This is a genomic window from Cognatilysobacter tabacisoli, assembly GCF_003586305.1.
Taxonomy (GTDB): domain Bacteria; phylum Pseudomonadota; class Gammaproteobacteria; order Xanthomonadales; family Xanthomonadaceae; genus Cognatilysobacter_A; species Cognatilysobacter_A tabacisoli.
The window spans coordinates 479,657-497,122 of sequence record NZ_QXJI01000001.1; the positions used below are offsets into that span (position 1 = coordinate 479,657).

Sequence of the window (17,466 nt, forward strand, 5' to 3'; positions counted from 1 at the left end):
CGGCGCCCCACCGCACCGCCCGAGGCGAACGACGTGAGCACGGCCAACTACCTACCTGCCATCGGTGTCCCCGGCACGCCGTGGGGCGACGCGGAACGCGCGCAGTGGCGCTCGCAGCGCACGCGCCAGCGCAGCCATGCCGACGACGTGGTGGCCGCGATCGATCGGCTGCGCGAGCGCTTCGACGTGGTCCAGTACGGCGAGCTCGACTACCCGCCCGACCGCTACCCGCTGCTGGCGATCCGCAGCCGCGACTGGCGCGACGACCTCCCGGTGGCGCTGGTCACCGGCGGCGTGCACGGCTACGAGACCAGCGGCGTGCACGGCGCGCTGCAGTTCGCTGACCAGCGCGCGGCCGACTACGCCGGCCGCGTCAACCTGATGATCGTCCCGTGCGTCAGCCCGTGGGCGTACGAGCGCATCCAGCGCTGGAATGCCGACGCGATCGATCCGAACCGCTCGTTCCGCGACGGCAGCCCGGCGCAGGAATCGGCCGCGCTGATGCGGCTGGTCGCGCCGATCCGCGACCGCGTGCTGCTGCACATCGACCTGCACGAGACCACCGACACGGACGAATCCGAGTTCCGCCCGGCCCTGGCCGCGCGCGACGGCAAGCCGTTCGAGCCCGGCACCATTCCCGACGGCTTCTACACCGTCGGCGACACCCGCAATCCGCAGCTCGATTTCCAGCGCGCCGTGATCGCGGCGGTCGAGCAGGTGACCCACATCGCGCCGCCCGATGCCGGCGGCGAGATCATCGGCTCGCCGGTGGTCGCCCACGGCGTGATCCTGTACCCGCTGAAGGAACTGGGCCTGTGCGCCGGGCTCACCGACGCCCGCTACACGACCACGACTGAGGTCTATCCGGACAGCCCGCGCGCGACGCCAGCGCAGTGCAACGCCGCGCAGGTGACCGCCGTGTGCGCCGCGCTCGATCACTCGCTGGCGCATGCCGGCGCCACCGCGTCCTGAGTCCGCGCGCGGGGTAGGGCGAGCCGCATGGACGTCGTGATCTGCACCGCCGTGGTCCAGGACGCCTGGCGCGAGGCGCTGGCCGAGCACCTGCCCGAGGCGCGCATCCACATCGGCGCGGACGCGCCGCCGAGCGATTACGCCGTCGTGTGGAAGCCGCCGGCGGAGTTCTTCGCGCGCCAGCCGCGCCTGAAGGCGCTGTTCTCGCTCGGGGCCGGCGTCGACAGCCTGCTCGCGATTCCCACCTTGCCGCGCGACGTGCCGCTGGTGCGGATGGAAGACGCCGGCATGGCCGACCAGATGGTCGAGTACGCGCTGTACGTCGCGCTGCGCGAGTTCCGGCGCATGCCCGAGTACGAAGCGGCGCAGGCCGCCGGCCGCTGGGCGCCGCGCCACGCGCGCACGCGCGGCGGGTTCACCGTCGGCGTGCTCGGACTCGGCGTGCTCGGCGGCGAAGTCGCGCGCGCGCTGTCCGCGTTCGGCTTCGATGTCGCGGGGTGGAGCCGCGCGCCGAAGACTATCGACGGCGTCCACACCGAGCATGGCGAGGCCGGGCTCGACGCCGTGCTGGCCCGCAGCCGCGTGCTGCTGTGCTTCCTGCCGCGCACCCCGCACACCGAGCGCATCCTCGACGCCGCCCGCCTCGCGCGCCTGCCGGCCGGTGCGGCCGTCGTCAACCTCGCGCGCGGCGAGCTGATCGACGACGCCGCGCTGCTCGAGGCGCTCGACCGCGGCCACGTGGCCCGCGCCTACCTCGACGTGTTCGCGCAGGAGCCGTTGCCGGCCGACCACCGCTACTGGCACCACCCCGGCGTCCACATCACGCCGCACGTCGCGGCGCTGACCGACGTGGCGATCGCCAGTGCCCAGGTCGCCGACAAGATCCGCCGGTTCGAAGCCGGCGAGGCGGTCGGCGGCATCGTCGATCCGGGGCGGGGCTACTGATCGGTTCCCGCGACCGCCGTGCGCGGTCGCGGGCGTGGGACGCGGCGTCCCCGTGTACGCTGGCGGCTGCCTTAGACCGCACGACCCACACGAGTTCCGATGCCGACGTCACTGCTGGTGGTAGACGATTTCCTCGACCAGCCGCAGGTGCTGCGCGAAGCCGCGCTGCAGCTGGAGTACCCCGAGCAGCAGGGTGCATTTCCCGGCCGCAACTCCGAGGAGCGCATCGAGCTCGACGGGCTGCTGCCGCACGTGTCGCGGCTGGTCGGCGAGCGCCTGAAGCCGATCGAGCCGTCCGGCTCGCACGCCAAGTTCCGGATCACGCTGGCCTCCGACGTGGGGCGCGGCAAGGTCCACGTCGACCCCGGCTACTGGTCCGGCGTGCTGTACCTGAGCCGGCCGGAGGACTGCCGAGGCGGCACGGACTTCTTCCGGCATCGGCGGACCAACACCGATCGCCGTCCGATGAACCCGCAGGAGCTGGCGGCGCTGGGCTATGCCTCGATCGACCAAGCGCATGCCGACATCGTCGAGCGCGATGGCCTCGACGAGCGCTGCTGGGAAACCACGATGAGCGTGCCGATGCGCTTCAACCGGCTGGTCCTGCTGCGGCCGTGGCTGTGGCACACCGCGGGCGCCGGCTTCGGCGACCGCCTCGAGAACGGACGGCTGGTGTACCTGATGTTCTTCGCCGCCGGCTGACGGCCCGACTCGGCGACTGGGCCCGACGTCCGCGAACCAGAACGCCGCGGCGTCGCGCAAACGAGAACGGCCCGGACTAGCCGGGCCGTTCGAGCGTCACTGTCACTCGCCGCGAGCGCGGGAGCGTGGCGTTACTGGCGCGTCCACACCTGCGTGCGGCCCAGCAGCGAGAAGCCCATGAAGCCGCGGACTTCGAGCTTGCGGCCGCCGTCGATCGGACGGACCTTCACCGAGTACACCTTGCCGGTCGCCGGATCGAGGATCTGGCCGCCTTCCCACGAGTCGCCGACCTTCTTGATGCCCCACAGGATCACCATGCCCTTGACCGGCTTGCCCTTGCGGTCGCCAGAGCACTTGTCGCACACCGGGTTCGGGCCGCGGTCGGAGCTGAGCACCTCGGTGACGCGACCGCCGAGGGCGCCGTTGCTCGACTCGTAGATCTCGACCACCGACTTGGGCTTCTTGGTCTTGTCGTCGATCGTGGTCCAGGTGCCGACCGGCGTGTTCTGCGCGAACGCGGCCGTCGACGCGAAGACCAGCGGCAGGGCGAGCAGCAGCAGGGCGAGCAGTTTGTTGCGCATGGTTCCCTCCCGGGGATACGTGGAATCGCGCCCGTCATCGCGCGCGGCCGGGCTCCTTTATAGCGGCATCCGCAGGGGTACGGAAGCGGCGCGCATTACCCGTTCAGCTGCACGGACAAAAAAAGAAGCCCGGCTTTCGCCGGGCTTCCAGTCTGGTGCGACTGCGTGGATCAGAAGTTGTAGCTGACGCTCACGAAGAAGCGGCGGCCCAGCGGATCCGCACCCAGGAACGGGTTGAAGAACGGATAGCCGGTCAGGCTGTTGTCTTCGCGGTACTGGTTGTTGGTGACGTTGACGATCGTGAAGTCCGCACGCAGGTTCTCGCCGAAGCGCTTGCCGACCTGGACGTTGTAGAGCATCCACGGCGCCAGGCGACGGCCGTACTCGCCACCGGCGGCATTGCGGCCCGGAACGGCGGCGTTGCTGTAGGCCGAACCGTAGCGCGTGCCGAACACGGTCGCGTTCCAGTCACCCTTGCTCCACGAAACCGAACCACGCGCGCGGCTGCGTTCGACGTAGTAGAACGTCGGCGGCAGGTCGCGGTAGTCGATCAGGGGATCGGCCAGCAGCAGCTTGTACTTGTCGGTCAGGGTCAGCGAGTAACCCAGGTCCGTGCTGAAGGTGCCGTAGCGGTCGGTGTCGAGGCGGTAGCGGAAGTTCGCATCGATACCGCTGAGGTCGCGCAGCGCGGTGTTGATGTAACCGTCGTTGATGGCCTCGATGCGGCCGTCGAGCGGCGAGCCCGGCGCGTTGGTGCGGGTGACCAGGTTGGCGACGCTGGCGCAGAACGCGTCGGTCGGAACCGGGCGGCCGTCGGAGTAGCTGCCCAGGCGGCAGGCGGCTTCCGAACGCAGGATGAAGTCCGAGCCGAGCTGGTCGGCGGCGTCCTCGAGCTTGATGCGGTAGTAGTCGACCGACATGTTCATGCTGTCGGTGATGTCCCACACGAAGCCGGCGGTGAACGACTCGCCTTCTTCTTCCTTCAGCTGCGAGTTGCCGGCGATGCGCGTCTGCACCGTGTAGATCGTCGGGTCGCCCGCGACGTTGCACTGGGTGCGCGTACGCGGACCGGCCGCGGCGCCGGCGCCGGTGCCCGAACGGCAGGCGTACTCGTCGAGCGCGCCGGCGAACGACGCGGCGCCCTCGGCGTAGACGAGCTGCAGGTCGGGCGCGCGGAAGCTGGTGGCCGCCGAGGCGCGCAGCAGCAGGCTGTCGAACACGCGCCACTTCAGGCCGAGGTTGTACGTGATCGCGTCGTCGACCTGGGTGATGTCGTCGTACTTGTCGTAACGCGCGGCCAGCTGGGCGTCGAAGTTCGTGAACACCGGCACCGCGAACTCGACGCCGACGGCGTAGCGGTCGCGCTCGCCCTGCGTGCGGCCCGAGCTGACCAGGTTGTAGACGGTCTGCTCATCGGCCGGACGCAGCGGGTTGGTGCGCGGATCGCTGCGCAGGTCGACCGACTGGCGGTTGGCCTCGAGCACGCCGGCGAAGCCGACGCTACCGGCCGGCAGGTCGAACAGGTCGCCGGCCACGTTGAAGTTCATCGACGACGACTCGGTCGTGCCCTCGTTGATCACGCGGGTCGAGACGGCCTTGTACTGCTCGGCGGTGAACGGCGTGGTCCAGCGGTTGAGGTCCAGCCGGTGGATCGGGAAGTTGCTCGTGCTCAGGCCCTGGACGCCGGTGTTCGTGGCGAAGCCCAGGCGCGGTCCAAGGAAGTAGTCGTGCACGGCCTTGGCGAGCAGGCGCGGGCGATCCTGGGTGTAGTCGTACTCACCGTGCTGGATCGACGCTTCCCAGTCGAATCGCTCGCCGAACACGCCGGTGGCGCCGGCCTGCAGGTCGAAGGTCGACTCCTCGAAGATCGTCGTCACGGCCTCGGCGCCGCCGAGCTCGAACGGGTTGAACACGCGCTGCAGCTGGATCAGCGAGCCGAACTGCGGGTCGTAGTAGAACGCCGTCGTGCCGCCGGTGCGCGTGGTGTTGAAGCGATCACCCGACGTGCCCCAGAACTCCGTGCCCGAGCTGGCCTTGGCCTCGCTGTCGTAGTACGTGGCGCTGGCGAACAGCTGGGTCGTGTCGGTCAGGTCGAACGTGCCGTAGCCGTAGGCCGAGTAGTACTGGTTCTTGTTCGAGATCGAACGCGAAGCCGGCTGGGTGAACGAGCCGCAGTAGGTGCCGCGCGCGGCGGTGGTGCGGGTCGTGTAGCCGAAGCGGTCGCAGACGGCCTGGCCCGGGTAGTACGCGTTCTGGTTGACCAGGCCGTTGGCGGTCGTGTTGCCGCGGATGGCGATCAGCGACAGCGCCGGATTGGTGAAGTCCGGGCCCAGCGGCCCCTTGCGCGTGTCGGAGAGGAAGTCGCGCTGCGAGGCGAACACCGGCTCGTTGTTGCCGTACTGGAAGGCGTACGTGGTGCTCCAGCGGTCGCCGCTGCGGCCGCCCGTGTACTCGAGCTTGACGCTGTCGCCGCCGCCTTCGGCCGTCGTGCCGACGGTGCCGCGCAGGTTGTTGCCCTCGTAGTTCTTGCGCAGGACGATGTTGACCACGCCCGCGATCGCGTCCGAACCGTAGATCGCCGACGCGCCGCCGGTGAGCACTTCGACGCGCTCGATGATCGACGACGGAATCGCGCGCACGTTGACCACGTTGTTGTCGCGGTTGTACGGCTGCGGGTACTGCGCCGGGCGACGGCCGTTGATCAGCGTCAGCGTGTAGCCCGGGCCGAGGTTGCGCAGGTTGACCACCTGGGCATTCGGGGTGAAGCCGGTGACCGCGAGGTCGCCAGTGAACGAGCTGTTGGTGTTCTGGGTCAGCGTCTGCAGCATGTCGCCGACGGTCTGGAAACCTTCGCGGTCGATGTCGGCGCGCGTGATCACGGTGACCGGTGCGGGGCCTTCGATCTCGGCGCGCTTGATGCGCGAGCCGACGACGGTGACCTTGTCGATATCGGTGGGCTGGCTGGACGACGGCTGCGGCTGGGTCTGCGTTGCCGCGTCCTGCGCCAGCGCCACGCCCGCGAAGGGCACGACCATGGCAGCGAACAGCGCAGAGCTGAGGCGGCTGCGACGCAGCCGGATCTGGGTGTCACTCATCGGTTTGGAATCCCCTGATTGCAAAGAAAGACAAAAGTTGCGCGGCCTTCCTGGACTGTCGTTGTCAACCCCCTGACGACCCGACATTAACATGCACTTAACGCAGTTGTCGCACGGCCGTCACAATGATTTCGGTGATAGCTCACGCCTATGGATGCTGCCGTTGGACAGGCATCGGCCCGCCGCGCGCGTACCATTCGCGCCCTGGCCGCGGCATGCGGCGCGCACGAGAGAGGACAACGTTGAACGACTCCCTGCAGGCCCGGATCGGCGCGCTGGTTCTTCCCGGCACCGACACCCGACTCGACCAGACCGGCGCGCGGATCCGGATCGCGCGCGCGCCCGCAGGCGTCGCCGTCGACATCGTGCTCGGCTTCCCGTCGGCGCCGTGGACCGCGTGGCTGCACGACCAGGTCGCGGCGCTCGCGGGCGCCGACGGCACGGCGCTCGGTGCGCTGGCGGTGAGCCACCGGATCGCCAGCCATGCAGTGCAGGGCACGCTTGCGCCGCTGGCCAGCGTGCGCAACGTCATCGCCATCGGCTCGGGCAAGGGCGGCGTCGGCAAGTCCACGACCGCCGTGAACCTGGCGCTGGCGCTGGCGGCCGACGGCGCACGGGTCGGTGTGCTCGATGCCGACATCTACGGCCCGAGCATCCCGATGATGCTCGGGCTGCACGGGCGTCCGGACAGCCCGGACGGCAAGTCGATCGAGCCGATGCGCGCGCACGGGGTCGAGGCGATGTCGATCGGGCTGCTGGTCGAGGCGGACACGCCGATGATCTGGCGCGGGCCGATGGCGACGTCCGCGCTGACCCAGCTGCTCAACGACACCCGCTGGGGCGGCGATGAGGGGCAGGGGCTGGACTACCTAGTCGTCGACCTGCCGCCCGGGACCGGCGACATCCAGCTGACCCTGGCGCAGAAGATCCCGGTCGCCGGCGCGGTGATCGTCACCACGCCGCAGGACGTGGCCACGCTGGACGCGCGCAAGGCGCTGAAGATGTTCGAGAAGGTCGAGGTGCCGGTGCTCGGCCTCATCGAGAACATGGCCGTGCACACGTGCCGGCAGTGCGGGCACGTCGAGCACGTGTTCGGCGAGGGCGGCGGCGAGCGGATGGCCGCGCAGTACGGCGTCGCGATGCTCGGCAGCCTGCCGCTGGAGCTGGGCATCCGTGAACAGGGGGACGCGGGAGTGCCGATAGTCTCGGCGCGCCCTGAATCGGCCACCGCCCATGCCTATAAATCGGCCGCCCGTCGGCTATCGATCGCGCTTTCGCGGCGCCCGCCCGTCGCAACTCCCCTTTCCGTCTCGCTTTTGTCTCCCTGAGGCGGTTCGCGGCTGCTGCGTCGCAGCATGGAACGCAAGGACTGTGCCACTTAGATTCGACGGGCGCGGTCGTTCGGCCGCGTTTCATTGCCATCTATTTCGGGGAGTTGTGTAGATGAAGCATCCGTTCCGTACCGCGGCGCTTGCTGGCGCCGTCATCGCCACCCTGGGTCTGTCGTCCGCCGCGTTCGCCGGTGGCCGTCCGGACCTCGTGCTGTCGGGCCTCAATGCAGGCCGCGCGCACCAGGCGGGCGAACTGCTGGTGAAGTTCCGTGATGGCTCCACCGCCGCCCAGCAAAGCGCCGTGCGCCGCGGCATCGGTGCCCAGAAGCTCGACAGCGTCCGTGGCAACCTCGAACTCATGAGCCTGCCGGCCGGCAAGGGCGTCGCCGCCGCCGTGCGTGAGCTCAGCGCCAACCCGGCCGTCGAATACGCCGAGCCGAACTGGGTCTACACCCACGCCGCCACCTCGAACGACACGTACTACACGAACGGTTCGCTGTGGGGCATGTACGGCGACGCGTCGTCGCCGGCCAACCAGTACGGCTCGCAGGCGGCTGAAGCCTGGGCCGCTGGCCACACCGACTGCTCCAACGTCATCGTCGGCGTGATCGACGAGGGCATCTACTGGCAGCACGAGGACCTGACGGCCAACATCTGGACCAACCCGTACGATCCGGCCGACGGCGTCGACAACGACGGCAATGGCTATGTCGACGACACCCGCGGCTGGGACTTCGACGGCGGCAGCAACAACATCAACTCCGGCGGTGCGGGCGACGACCACGGCACGCACGTGGCCGGCACGATCGGCGGCGTCGGCGGCAACGGCAAGGGCGTCGCCGGCGTGTGCTGGAGCGGCGTCAAGATGATCAGCGCCAAGTTCCTCGGCCGTCGCGGCGGCACCACCGCCAATGCGGTCAAGGCGGTCGACTACTTCAACGACCTGAAGGCGCGCCACGGCCTGAACATCGTCGCCACGAACAACTCGTGGGGCGGCGGCGGCTTCTCGCAGGCGCTGTCCGATGCGATCACCCGCGCCAACAACGCCGGCATCCTGTTCGTCGCGGCGGCCGGCAACTCGGCCTACGACAACGACGCGCAGGCCAGTTACCCGTCGAACTACCCGCAGGCGAACATCATTGCCGTGGCGTCGACGACCAGCAGCGGCGGCCTGTCGAGCTTCTCGCAGTGGGGCCGCACGACGGTCGACATCGGTGCGCCGGGTTCGGGCATCTGGTCGACCGTTCCGGTCAGCTCGAAGGGCGCGATCGCGTCGGGCTACGCCAGCTATAACGGCACCTCGATGGCGACCCCGCACGTGACCGGCGCCGCGGCGCTGTACGCGTCGTCGCACCCGGGCGCCTCGGCGGCCGACATCAAGGCGGCGATCATGGGCGCGGCCGTGCCGACCCCGTCGCTCAACGGCAAGGTCGTCAGCAACGGTCGCCTGAACGCCAGCGGCTTCTGATCGACCCGGCAACGCTTCCTCGTGGTACTTCGAAGGCCCGGTTTCGACCGGGCCTTCGTCGTTTCGGCGCGCCGGCGCCGGCCACCGCGTCGACGCCGCGCCGATGCCGCGCAGGGCGCGCGGCGCGGCCCGGCCGTCGTGCCCGCTAGAATTGACGACCACGAACCCTGGGACGCCACCCCCGCATGAGCATCAAGTCCGACCGCTGGATCCGCCGGATGTCCGAGCAGCACGGCATGATCGAGCCGTTCGAGCCCGGCCAGGTCAAGACCGCCGCCGACGGCCAGCGCATCGTCAGCTACGGCACCTCCAGCTACGGCTACGACGTGCGCTGCTCGCGCGAGTTCAAGGTGTTCACCAACATCAACTCGACCATCGTCGACCCGAAGCACTTCGACCCCGGCAGCTTCGTCGACATCGAGAACGACGTGTGCATCATCCCGCCGAACTCGTTCGCGCTGGCGCGCACCGTCGAGTACTTCCGCATTCCGCGCGACACGCTGGTGGTGTGCCTGGGCAAGAGCACGTACGCGCGCTGCGGCATCATCGTCAACGTGACGCCGCTCGAGCCGGAGTGGGAGGGCCACGTCACGCTGGAGTTCAGCAACACCACGCCGCTGCCGGCGCGCATCTACGCCAACGAGGGCGTCGCCCAGATGCTGTTCTTCCAGTCCGACGAAGTCTGCGAGACGTCGTACAAGGACCGCGGCGGCAAGTACCAGGGCCAGACTGGCGTGACGCTGCCGAAGACCTGAGTCGGCCGGGCCCCCTCGCGCGGCGGCCCTGCTGCCCGCGGCTGACCGCCGCCTTGCCGCGCGCGGTCAGTGCTCGGCGCCGCCGGTGATCCGGGCGTCTTCTCCCGATTGCAGGGCGACGCGCAGCGCGAGCCGCAGCGCGTCGACGACCCGTTCCACCGGAAGGCTCGGCACGCCGGGGCGATCCGCGACCTGCGTCGGCGCGTATGGAATGTGGACGAATCCGCCGCCGACACCCGGCTGCTCGCGGAGCGCGTGCATCAGACCGTAGAAGACGTGGTTGCACACGTAGGTGCCGGCCGTCTGCGACACCTCGGCCGGAATGCCCGCGTCGCGCAGCGCGACGAGCATCGCCTTGATCGGCAGGGTCGTGAAATACGCGGCGGGGCCGTCGTCGGCGATCGGCGCGTCGATCGGCTGGGTGCCGGCGTTGTCGGGGATGCGCGCGTCGTCGACGTTGATCGCCACGCGCTCGAGCGACAGGCGCTCGCGGCCGCCGGCCTGGCCGACGCACATCACCAGCGCCGGCTGCAGTTCGTCGATCGCCGCGCGCAGCGCGTCGAGCGAGCCGCCGAACGTCACCGGCAGCTCGCGCGCGACGACCAGGTGGCCGGCGATGCGCTTGCCATGCAGCGCCCGCACGGCCTCCCAGCTCGGGTTGGTGGTTTCGCCGCCGAACGGGGCGAAGCCGGTCAACAGCACCCGCGGCGCCCTGCTGCGGCGGCGTGGCGTCGCGGAATGCGTGTGGGAGGCCGCGCGCGCCATCGCTCAGCGGAACGCGATCAGGTACATCAGCGCGATGTTGCACGCCAGCAGCAGCGCGCCGGTCGCCCACTGCGCGCGGATCACGCCGTAGGGATCCTTGAGCTCGAGCAGCGCGGCCGGGACCAGGTTGAAGTTGGCGGCCATCGGCGTCATCAGCGTGCCGCAGTAGCCCGACAGCATGCCGATCGCCGCCAGCGAGGCGGGCTCGGCGCCGTGCAGCTGCACCAGCAGCGGCAGCGCGATGCCGGCCGTCATGACCGGGAACGCGGCGAACGCGTTGCCCATGATGATCGTGAACAGCGCCATGCCCAGCGCGTAGGCGACGACCACGACGAACGGGTTGTCGACCGGAATCACGCTGCGCACGACGCCGGCCACGGCCTGGCCGACGCCGGCCGCCTCGAACACGCTGCCGAGCGTGGCCAGCAGCAGCGGCAGCAGCGCGGCCCAGCCGATCGCATCGACCAGCCGGCGCGACTGCTCGACCGCACTCCACGGCGACTGCCGGGTCAGCCGGCACGCCGCGGCCAGGGCCACGGTGCACGCGATCGCGAGCGACACGAGGGTGACGTTGGTCGGCTCCAGCAGCGGCGTGCCGCCGAATGCGACGTGCTTGAGGCCGAGCGCGCCAAGCAGGGTGACCGCGGGAATCAACAGCGCCGGCCAGAACAGCCGGTTGCCGAGCCGCGCGGCCTCGGCCCGCTTCTCGTCGACGCCGCTCTCGGCGTAGCGGCCCATCCTCAGGCCGCCGAAGCCTGCCAGCAGCGCCAGCGCGACGACGACCACGCCGACCGCGCGCGGCGGCAGGTGTTCGGCGCCGAACAGCATCAGCGCGAGCAGGCCCCAGAACAGCGCGGTGGTGTGCCGGCGCGGGTTGCCGCGGTCGCGCCAGCCGCGCACGGCGAGCGAGGCGAGGTAGGCGCCGAGCAGCCAGTACACGTGGGTCAGCGTGATCATGCGTCGCCGCCCGGCTCGGCGGCCTGCGTCGCCGCGCGGCGACGCGCAAGCGCGCGTTCGAAACGCATCACGCGCACCGAGTGGATGGCGAACGCGCAGATCGCGGTCGGGATGCCCCACAGCGCGATCTGCAGCGGCTCGAGCACGATGCCGTTCTCGGCGAAGAAGCCCTGGATCAGCAGGACCGCGCCGAACGCGATGAAGATGTCCTCGCCGAAGAACAGGCCGACGTTGTCGGTGCCGGCCGCCATCGCGCGGATGCGCTGGCGCTCGTCGTCCGGCAGCGCGCCGTGGCGCGTCTCGGCCGCGCCCTCGGCCATCGGCGCCAGCAGCGGGCGCACGGTCTGCGGGTGGCCGCCCAGGCTGGTCAGGCCGAGCGCGGCGGCGAGCTGGCGCATCAGCAGGTAGGCCACCAGCAACCGGCCCATCGTCGCGCCGCGCAGCCGCGCGACCCAGGCCTGCGCGTGTTCCTTCAGGCCGTGGCGTTCGAGGAGTCCGATGACCGGCAGCGTCAGCAGGAACAGCAGCAGATAGCGCTTGTCGGTGAACGCGCGCCCGAGCACGTCGAGCATCTCGAGCGGGTCCAGCCCGGCCGCCGCGCCGGTGATGAAGCCGGCCACGACGACGACCATCGCCGGGTTGAGCCGCAGCACGAAGCCGAGCACCACTGCGGCGACGCCGAGCAGCGGCCAGTAGTTCATGCGGCGTGTCCCGAAACGTTGCCGCGTGCGGCGAGGGCGGTGACCTGCACGCCGTCGGCGTCGAGCGCTGCGCGCAGGGCGCGCGCGAACGCCGCGGCGTCGGCGCGGTCGCCATGCAGGCACAGGGTGTCGGCGCGCAGGTGCAGCGTGTGGCCGTCGGCGGTGGCGACTTCGCCGCGCGTCGCCAGCCGCCGCGCCTGCGCGACCGCGCCGTCGAGCGATTCGATCACCGCGCCCGGCGTGCCGCGCGGCAGCAGGCGGCCGTCGGGGCCGTAGCCGCGCTCGGCGAAGACCTCGTGGGCCACGCGCAGGCCGGCGCGTGCGCCCGCCTCGGTCAGCGCGCTGCCGGACAGGCCGAACAGCACCAGCGATGGATTGAACGCGGCCACGGCGTCGGCGATCGCGCGGGCGACGTCGGCGTCGCGCGCGGCGAGGTTGTACAGCGCGCCGTGCGGCTTGACGTGCGCCAGCGGCACGCCTTCGTCGGCGGCGATCGCGGCGATGCGGCGCAGCTGCGCCGTCACCGTGGCGGCGATCCCGGCCGGCGGCAGCGACAGCTCGCGCCGGCCGAAGTGGTCGCGGTCGTCGAAGCTCGGGTGCGCGCCGGCGGCGACGCCGTGGGCGCGGCACAGCCGCAGCGTCGCGCGCATGGTGGCCTCGTCGCCGGCGTGGCCGCCGCACGCGATGCTGGCCGAGGTGATCAGCGGCAGGATCGCGGCGTCGTCGCCGCAGCCTTCGCCGAGGTCGCAGTTGAAGTCGATGCGCGGCGCGGACCGCCGCGGGGTCGGGGTGGTGATCATGGAAGCGCCAGCGTAGCGTAGGCCACGCTCGTCACGGGCGCTGGGGCGCGTCAGCGCGATCGCTGCGCTGCGGCCAGCGCTGCGCGTGCATGGCGATGCCGGCGTGCCAGCAGCAGCGCATGCGCCGCGTCGGCATCGATCGGGGTGAACCGCAGCGCGTCGCCGGGGCGGCACTGGGCCAGCCGCGGCAGGTCGGCCGACGCGACGTGGCCGAGCCGCGGATAGCCGCCGACGGTCTGCGCATCGGCGAGCAGCACGATCGGCTGGCCGTCCGGCGGCAGCTGGACGGTGCCGGGCGCCACCGGCGCGGACACTCCGTCGGGTGCATCGGCCGCCAGCGCCGTGCCGGCCAGCCGCAGGCCCTGGCGGTTGCTGCGCGCGTCGACGCGCCACGCGCCGCGGGCGAGCGCGCCGCTGGCGGGGTGCAGGCTCGCCACGTAGCGGATCGGCGCTTCGCGCGGTTCGTCGGCATCGGGGTCGACCCACCACGCCGGCAGCTGCACGGCGGTTGCGTCGTGCTGGCGCGCCGTGCCCAGCGGAAGCTCGTCTCCACGCTGCAGCGCGCGGCCGTTGCAGCCACCGAAGCCGCCGCGCAGGTCGGTGCTGCGGCTGTCGAGGACCACCGGCACGTCGATGCCGCCGTCGATCGCCAGCCATGCGCGCGCGCCGCCGCGCACCGGGCCGAGCATCAGTTCGCCGGGCGGCAACGCGATCGGGCGCCGCGTGGCGAGCGCGATCGTTTCGCCGCCGGCCGGGCGGAAGGCGGCGTCGACGTCTGCGCCACAGATCGCAACGCGGCTCGTCCGGTCGATGGCGAGCGTGGGCCCGTGCAGGGTGAACTCGAGCACCGCGTCTCCGGCGGCGTTGCCGACCAGCCGGTTCGCCAGCGCCGCCGCGTCGGGATCGAGTGCGCCGGCCTGTGCGACGCCGAGGTGGCGCCAGCCGTGGCGGCCGAGGTCCTGCACCGTGGTCAGCGGCCCGGCGGCGAGCACGCGCAGGCTCACTTCGCGCCGTCCGTTCGCACGGTGAGCGCGTCGAAAGTGGTCGCGTCGACGGGGCGGAACCGCACCCGGTCGCCCGGGAACAGCAGGCTCGGCGCCGCGCGCTGGGGGTCGAACAGCACGCAGGGGGTGCGGCCGATCAGCCGCCAGCCGCCCGGGCTTTCGCGCGGGTAGATGCCGGTCTGCGCGCCGCCGATCGCGACGCTGCCGGCCGGCACGCGCGTGCGCGGCGTGGCCAGTCGCGGCAGCGCCAGCGCCGGGTCGAGTCCCGACAGGTACGGGAATCCGGGGGCGAACCCGATCATCGCGACGGTGTAGATCGGCGCGGCGTGCCGTGCGACCAGTTCGTCGGCGTCGAGGCCGAGTTCGCGCGCCGCGGCGGCGAGGTCCGGGCCGGCGTCGCCGCCGTACAGCACCGGGATCTCGATCGCGCTGCGCGCTCCGCCGGTCCCTGGCGCGGCGACCGCGCCGGCGGCGACGTGCGTGGCGACCCAGTCGCGGGCGGCCGGAGGATCGATCTGCAGCGGGTCGACGAACACCGCCAGGCTCGCGTACGCCGGCACGACGTCGCGCAGCCACGGCGGCGCGTTGCCGCGCAGGCGCGCGGCGAGTGCGTGCACGGCGGCGTTGGTGGCCGCGTCGATGGACGTGCCGAGCGTCACCAGCCACGCGTCGTCGGCCAGCGCCTCGATCCGCGGCGGAGAGGCCGGCACGGCGTTGCCCATCAGGCGAATGCGGCGCCCAGGCGCTCGATCGTCCGGATCAGATGCTCGGGCTCGTACGGCCGCGCGGTGGCCATGCCCCACACCGGCCGGGGCCAGGCGATGTCGTCGCGGAACCGGGCAATCACGTGCACGTGCAGCTGCGGCACGAGGTTGCCGAGCGCGGCGACGTTGAGCTTGTGCGGCTCGAACAGCTGCTGCAGCACGCGGCTGGCGGTGGCGATCTCGGCCATCAGCGCGGCCTGCTGGTTCGGGTCGAGATCGATCAGTTCGGTCGCGTCGACCACGCGCGGCACGAGGATCAGCCACGGGTGGTTGCTGTCGTCCATCAATCGCACGTCGCACAGCGGCAGGTGCGCGACCGGGTGGGTGTCGTCGGCCAGCTGCGGGTGGAGCTCGAAGCGGCCGGCGGGCGGGGTCTGCAGGGTCACGGCGGGGCCTCAATAGGCCGGGCGCAGCGCCCGGCGCAGGAAGGACAGGGTGCGCTCGAGCGCGAGTTCGGCGCTCGTGCGGTGGTAGTCGTCGCGCTGGTCGCAGTTGAAGCCGTGCCCGGCGGGGTACACGTGCAGCTCGGCTTCCGGGTGGCGCTCGCGGTGCAGGTCGACGACCGACGCCGGGATGCTGGGATCGTGCTCGCCGAAGTGGAACAGCATCGGCGCGTCGAGCGCTTCGTCGATGAACTGCGCGGTGCGCGCCCCGTAGTAGCTGACCGCCGGCAGCGACAGCCGGGTGTTGGCCAGGTACGCCGCGGTGCCGCCCCAGCAGTAGCCGACCACGCCGACGCCGCCGTCGGCCTGCAGCACCGCGGCCGCCGCGGCGATGTCCTCGAGCGCGCGCTCGAAGCCCAGCCGGTCGACCAGATCCTTGCCGCGGCGGACGCCGTCGGCGTCGTACGCCAGCTGCACGTCGTGCTCGAAGTGGTCGAAGAACGCCGGCGCCAGCGCCACGTAGCCGTGCGCGGCGAACTCGGTGCAGACCGCGCGGATGTGGGCGTTGACGCCGAAGATCTCCTGCACGACCACCAGCGCGCCCTTCGGCGGGATCGCCGGGTCGGCGCGCCAGGCGCGGATGCGCCCGGTCGGGGTCTCGAGCGACAGCCACTGGCTCATGCCGATGCACCGCGGGGGGATGCGCGGATGGTACGCCTGACGCCGGTTACCCGGCAGCCGGCGGGGCGGTCGGCGCGGCCGGTATAATCGCGCGCTTTCCCGCCGACGCCGCCCGGGCCCGCCCACGCTGGCCAGCCCCGGCGCCGCCGGCTGCCTGCTGTCCCGCGCCCCAGTCGTCCGGTCGTCCCCCATGTCCCTGCAGAACAAGCCGTTGAACGTCGGCAAAGTCGGCTTCGTCAGCCTCGGTTGCCCGAAGGCGCTGGTCGATTCCGAACGCATCCTCACCCAGCTGAAGGTCGAAGGCTACGACATCGTGCCCAGCTACGACGACGCCGACGTGGTCGTGGTCAACACCTGCGGCTTCATCGACTCGGCGGTGGCCGAATCGCTCGACGCGATCGGCGAGGCGATGGCCGAGAACGGCAAGGTCATCGTCACCGGGTGCCTGGGCAAGCGCGCCGAGCTGATCCGCGAGACCCACCCGGGCGTGCTGTCGATCAGCGGCCCGCAGGACTACCAGAGCGTGATGGGCGCCGTGCACGTGGCGCTGCCGCCGAAGCACGATCCGTTCGTCGACCTGGTCCCGCGCCGCGCTGCCGACAACGACGCCGACATCGGAATCAAGCTGACGCCGAAGCACTACGCGTACCTGAAGATTTCCGAGGGCTGCAACCACCGCTGCAGCTTCTGCATCATCCCGTCGATGCGCGGCGACCTGGTCAGCCGCCCGGTCGACGAGGTCCTGCGCGAAGCCGAGAAGCTGGCGATGGGCGGGGTCAAGGAGCTGCTGGTGATCTCGCAGGACACCTCGGCCTATGGCGTCGACCTGAAGTACGCGCCGCGCACGTGGCGCGGTCGCGAATACCAGACCCGGATGAAGGCCTTGTGCGAAGGGCTGTCCGAGCTTGGCCTGTGGACGCGGCTGCACTACGTGTACCCGTACCCGCACGTCGACGACATCATCCCGCTGATGGCGGACGGCAAGCTGCTGCCGTACCTCGACATCCCGTTCCAGCACGCCAGTCCGCGCGTGCTGAAGCTGATGAAGCGGCCCGGCGCGGTCGACAAGACGCTCGAGCGCATCCAGCGCTGGCGCGCGACGTGCCCGGAGCTGACGATCCGCAGCACGTTCATCGTCGGGTTTCCCGGCGAGACCGACGCCGAGTTCGAACAGCTGCTCGACTTCCTCGACGAGGCCCAACTCGACCGCGTCGGCGCGTTCGCGTACTCGCCGGTCGACGGCGCGACCGCCAACGCGCTGCCCGACCCGGTGCCGGAGGAGGTCAAGCAGGAGCGCCTGGCACGCTTCATGGAGCGCCAGGCCGACATTTCGGCCGCGCGGCTCGAGGCCAAGGTCGGCACCGTGCAGCGCTGCCTCGTCGACGCACTCGACGGGGAGCTGGCGATCGCCCGCTCGATGGCCGACGCGCCGGAAATCGACGGACTGGTGCAGGTCCAGAACGGCTTCGAGGCCGGGCTGAGGCCGGGCGAGTTCGTCGACGTGACGATCATGGGCAGCGACGAGCACGACCTGTACGGCGAGGTCGATTTCCGCGACTGAG

The 17,466-nt window shown here is 71.2% G+C and carries 17 protein-coding genes; 7 read left to right on the forward strand and 10 right to left on the reverse strand.

Annotation, left to right across the window (positions count from 1 at the left end):
• The first annotated feature begins 33 nt into the window (after positions 1-33).
• The 3 genes from D3A60_RS06860 to D3A60_RS06870 all read left to right on the forward strand — a co-directional run bounded on the left by D3A60_RS06860 (position 34) and on the right by D3A60_RS06870 (position 2,619).
• On the forward strand, positions 34-972 hold the full coding sequence (locus D3A60_RS06860; RefSeq protein WP_119717973.1) for a M14 family metallopeptidase: 939 nt from the start codon (positions 34-36) through the stop codon (positions 970-972).
• Positions 973-999: 27 nt separating this feature from the next.
• On the forward strand, positions 1,000-1,917 hold the full coding sequence (locus tag D3A60_RS06865) for a 2-hydroxyacid dehydrogenase (protein ID WP_119717974.1): 918 nt from the start codon (positions 1,000-1,002) through the stop codon (positions 1,915-1,917).
• A gap of 99 nt (positions 1,918-2,016) precedes the next feature.
• Positions 2,017-2,619 (forward strand): DUF6445 family protein, encoded by a 603-nt coding sequence (locus D3A60_RS06870; RefSeq protein WP_119717975.1) that lies wholly within the window; start codon positions 2,017-2,019, stop codon positions 2,617-2,619.
• A 131-nt stretch (positions 2,620-2,750) separates the two neighbouring features.
• Here the strand turns inward: D3A60_RS06870 and D3A60_RS06875 are convergent, their stop codons facing one another.
• Together D3A60_RS06875 and D3A60_RS06880 are read right to left on the reverse strand one after the other, a co-directional pair.
• Complete coding sequence (locus D3A60_RS06875; RefSeq protein ID WP_119717976.1) at positions 2,751-3,200, reverse strand: DUF2147 domain-containing protein; 450 nt, start codon at positions 3,198-3,200, stop codon at positions 2,751-2,753.
• A gap of 170 nt (positions 3,201-3,370) precedes the next feature.
• A complete protein-coding gene (locus tag D3A60_RS06880) occupies positions 3,371-6,295 on the reverse strand; it encodes a TonB-dependent receptor domain-containing protein (RefSeq protein ID WP_196778679.1) in 2,925 nt (974 codons plus the stop codon).
• Positions 6,296-6,537: 242 nt separating this feature from the next.
• Here D3A60_RS06880 and apbC point away from each other — a divergent pair, with 242 nt between their 5' ends.
• The 3 genes from apbC (at position 6,538) to dcd (ending at position 9,849) form a co-directional block, all read left to right on the forward strand.
• The gene (gene apbC, locus D3A60_RS06885) at positions 6,538-7,623 is read left to right on the forward strand and encodes an iron-sulfur cluster carrier protein ApbC (protein ID WP_231120428.1); all 1,086 of its coding nucleotides are present in this window, start codon (positions 6,538-6,540) and stop codon (positions 7,621-7,623) included.
• Between the two features lie 115 nt (positions 7,624-7,738).
• On the forward strand, positions 7,739-9,094 hold the full coding sequence (locus D3A60_RS06890; protein ID WP_119717978.1) for a S8 family peptidase: 1,356 nt from the start codon (positions 7,739-7,741) through the stop codon (positions 9,092-9,094).
• A gap of 185 nt (positions 9,095-9,279) precedes the next feature.
• Positions 9,280-9,849 carry a dCTP deaminase gene (gene dcd / locus D3A60_RS06895; protein WP_119717979.1) on the forward strand — a complete coding sequence of 190 codons (570 nt, stop codon included), beginning with the start codon at positions 9,280-9,282 and terminating at the stop codon, positions 9,847-9,849.
• 66 nt (positions 9,850-9,915) lie between these two features.
• Here dcd and pcp read toward each other — a convergent pair whose 3' ends face one another.
• The 8 genes from pcp to D3A60_RS06935 all read right to left on the reverse strand — a co-directional run bounded on the left by pcp (position 9,916) and on the right by D3A60_RS06935 (position 15,904).
• Positions 9,916-10,551: a pyroglutamyl-peptidase I gene (pcp, locus tag D3A60_RS06900; protein ID WP_231120429.1), complete on the reverse strand. Its 636-nt coding sequence runs from the start codon at positions 10,549-10,551 to the stop codon at positions 9,916-9,918.
• A gap of 66 nt (positions 10,552-10,617) precedes the next feature.
• Positions 10,618-11,571: a DUF979 domain-containing protein gene (locus D3A60_RS06905; protein ID WP_119717981.1), complete on the reverse strand. Its 954-nt coding sequence runs from the start codon at positions 11,569-11,571 to the stop codon at positions 10,618-10,620.
• A complete protein-coding gene (locus D3A60_RS06910) occupies positions 11,568-12,272 on the reverse strand; it encodes a DUF969 domain-containing protein (RefSeq protein ID WP_119717982.1) in 705 nt (234 codons plus the stop codon). The genes D3A60_RS06905 and D3A60_RS06910 overlap by 4 nt, the downstream gene beginning before the upstream one ends.
• Complete coding sequence (locus D3A60_RS06915; RefSeq protein WP_119717983.1) at positions 12,269-13,072, reverse strand: 5-oxoprolinase subunit PxpA; 804 nt, start codon at positions 13,070-13,072, stop codon at positions 12,269-12,271. The genes D3A60_RS06910 and D3A60_RS06915 overlap by 4 nt, the downstream gene beginning before the upstream one ends.
• A gap of 50 nt (positions 13,073-13,122) precedes the next feature.
• Entirely contained in the window at positions 13,123-14,076 is a 954-nt protein-coding gene (locus D3A60_RS06920) for a 5-oxoprolinase subunit C family protein (RefSeq protein ID WP_196778680.1), read from the reverse strand.
• Positions 14,073-14,798: a 5-oxoprolinase subunit PxpB gene (gene pxpB / locus D3A60_RS06925; RefSeq protein ID WP_119717984.1), complete on the reverse strand. Its 726-nt coding sequence runs from the start codon at positions 14,796-14,798 to the stop codon at positions 14,073-14,075. The genes D3A60_RS06920 and pxpB overlap by 4 nt, the downstream gene beginning before the upstream one ends.
• Positions 14,798-15,226, reverse strand: coding sequence for an HIT family protein (locus tag D3A60_RS06930; RefSeq protein ID WP_196778681.1), 429 nt, complete (start codon positions 15,224-15,226; stop codon positions 14,798-14,800). The genes pxpB and D3A60_RS06930 overlap by 1 nt, the downstream gene beginning before the upstream one ends.
• 9 nt (positions 15,227-15,235) lie before the next feature.
• Positions 15,236-15,904 carry a dienelactone hydrolase family protein gene (locus tag D3A60_RS06935; RefSeq protein ID WP_119717985.1) on the reverse strand — a complete coding sequence of 223 codons (669 nt, stop codon included), beginning with the start codon at positions 15,902-15,904 and terminating at the stop codon, positions 15,236-15,238.
• A gap of 190 nt (positions 15,905-16,094) precedes the next feature.
• Between D3A60_RS06935 and rimO the strand changes: the two genes are divergently transcribed.
• Positions 16,095-17,465, forward strand: coding sequence for a 30S ribosomal protein S12 methylthiotransferase RimO (gene rimO, locus D3A60_RS06940; RefSeq protein WP_119717986.1), 1,371 nt, complete (start codon positions 16,095-16,097; stop codon positions 17,463-17,465).
• Position 17,466: the final 1 nt, after the last annotated feature.

Excerpts from the sequence above, each read along its gene's own strand:
- D3A60_RS06865 (WP_119717974.1), top strand. The coding sequence starts at position 1,000 with ATGGACGTCGTGATCTGCACCGCCGTGGTCCAGGACGCCTGGCGCGAG.
- D3A60_RS06870 (WP_119717975.1), top strand. The coding sequence starts at position 2,017 with ATGCCGACGTCACTGCTGGTGGTAGACGATTTCCTCGACCAGCCGCAG.
- D3A60_RS06875 (WP_119717976.1), bottom strand. The coding sequence starts at position 3,200 with ATGCGCAACAAACTGCTCGCCCTGCTGCTGCTCGCCCTGCCGCTGGTC.
- D3A60_RS06880 (WP_196778679.1), bottom strand. The coding sequence starts at position 6,295 with ATGAGTGACACCCAGATCCGGCTGCGTCGCAGCCGCCTCAGCTCTGCG.
- D3A60_RS06890 (WP_119717978.1), top strand. The coding sequence starts at position 7,739 with ATGAAGCATCCGTTCCGTACCGCGGCGCTTGCTGGCGCCGTCATCGCC.
- dcd (WP_119717979.1), top strand. The coding sequence starts at position 9,280 with ATGAGCATCAAGTCCGACCGCTGGATCCGCCGGATGTCCGAGCAGCAC.
- D3A60_RS06905 (WP_119717981.1), bottom strand. The coding sequence starts at position 11,571 with ATGATCACGCTGACCCACGTGTACTGGCTGCTCGGCGCCTACCTCGCC.
- D3A60_RS06910 (WP_119717982.1), bottom strand. The coding sequence starts at position 12,272 with ATGAACTACTGGCCGCTGCTCGGCGTCGCCGCAGTGGTGCTCGGCTTC.
- D3A60_RS06915 (WP_119717983.1), bottom strand. The coding sequence starts at position 13,072 with ATGATCACCACCCCGACCCCGCGGCGGTCCGCGCCGCGCATCGACTTC.
- pxpB (WP_119717984.1), bottom strand. The coding sequence starts at position 14,798 with ATGGGCAACGCCGTGCCGGCCTCTCCGCCGCGGATCGAGGCGCTGGCC.
- D3A60_RS06935 (WP_119717985.1), bottom strand. The coding sequence starts at position 15,904 with ATGAGCCAGTGGCTGTCGCTCGAGACCCCGACCGGGCGCATCCGCGCC.
- rimO (WP_119717986.1), top strand. The coding sequence starts at position 16,095 with ATGTCCCTGCAGAACAAGCCGTTGAACGTCGGCAAAGTCGGCTTCGTC.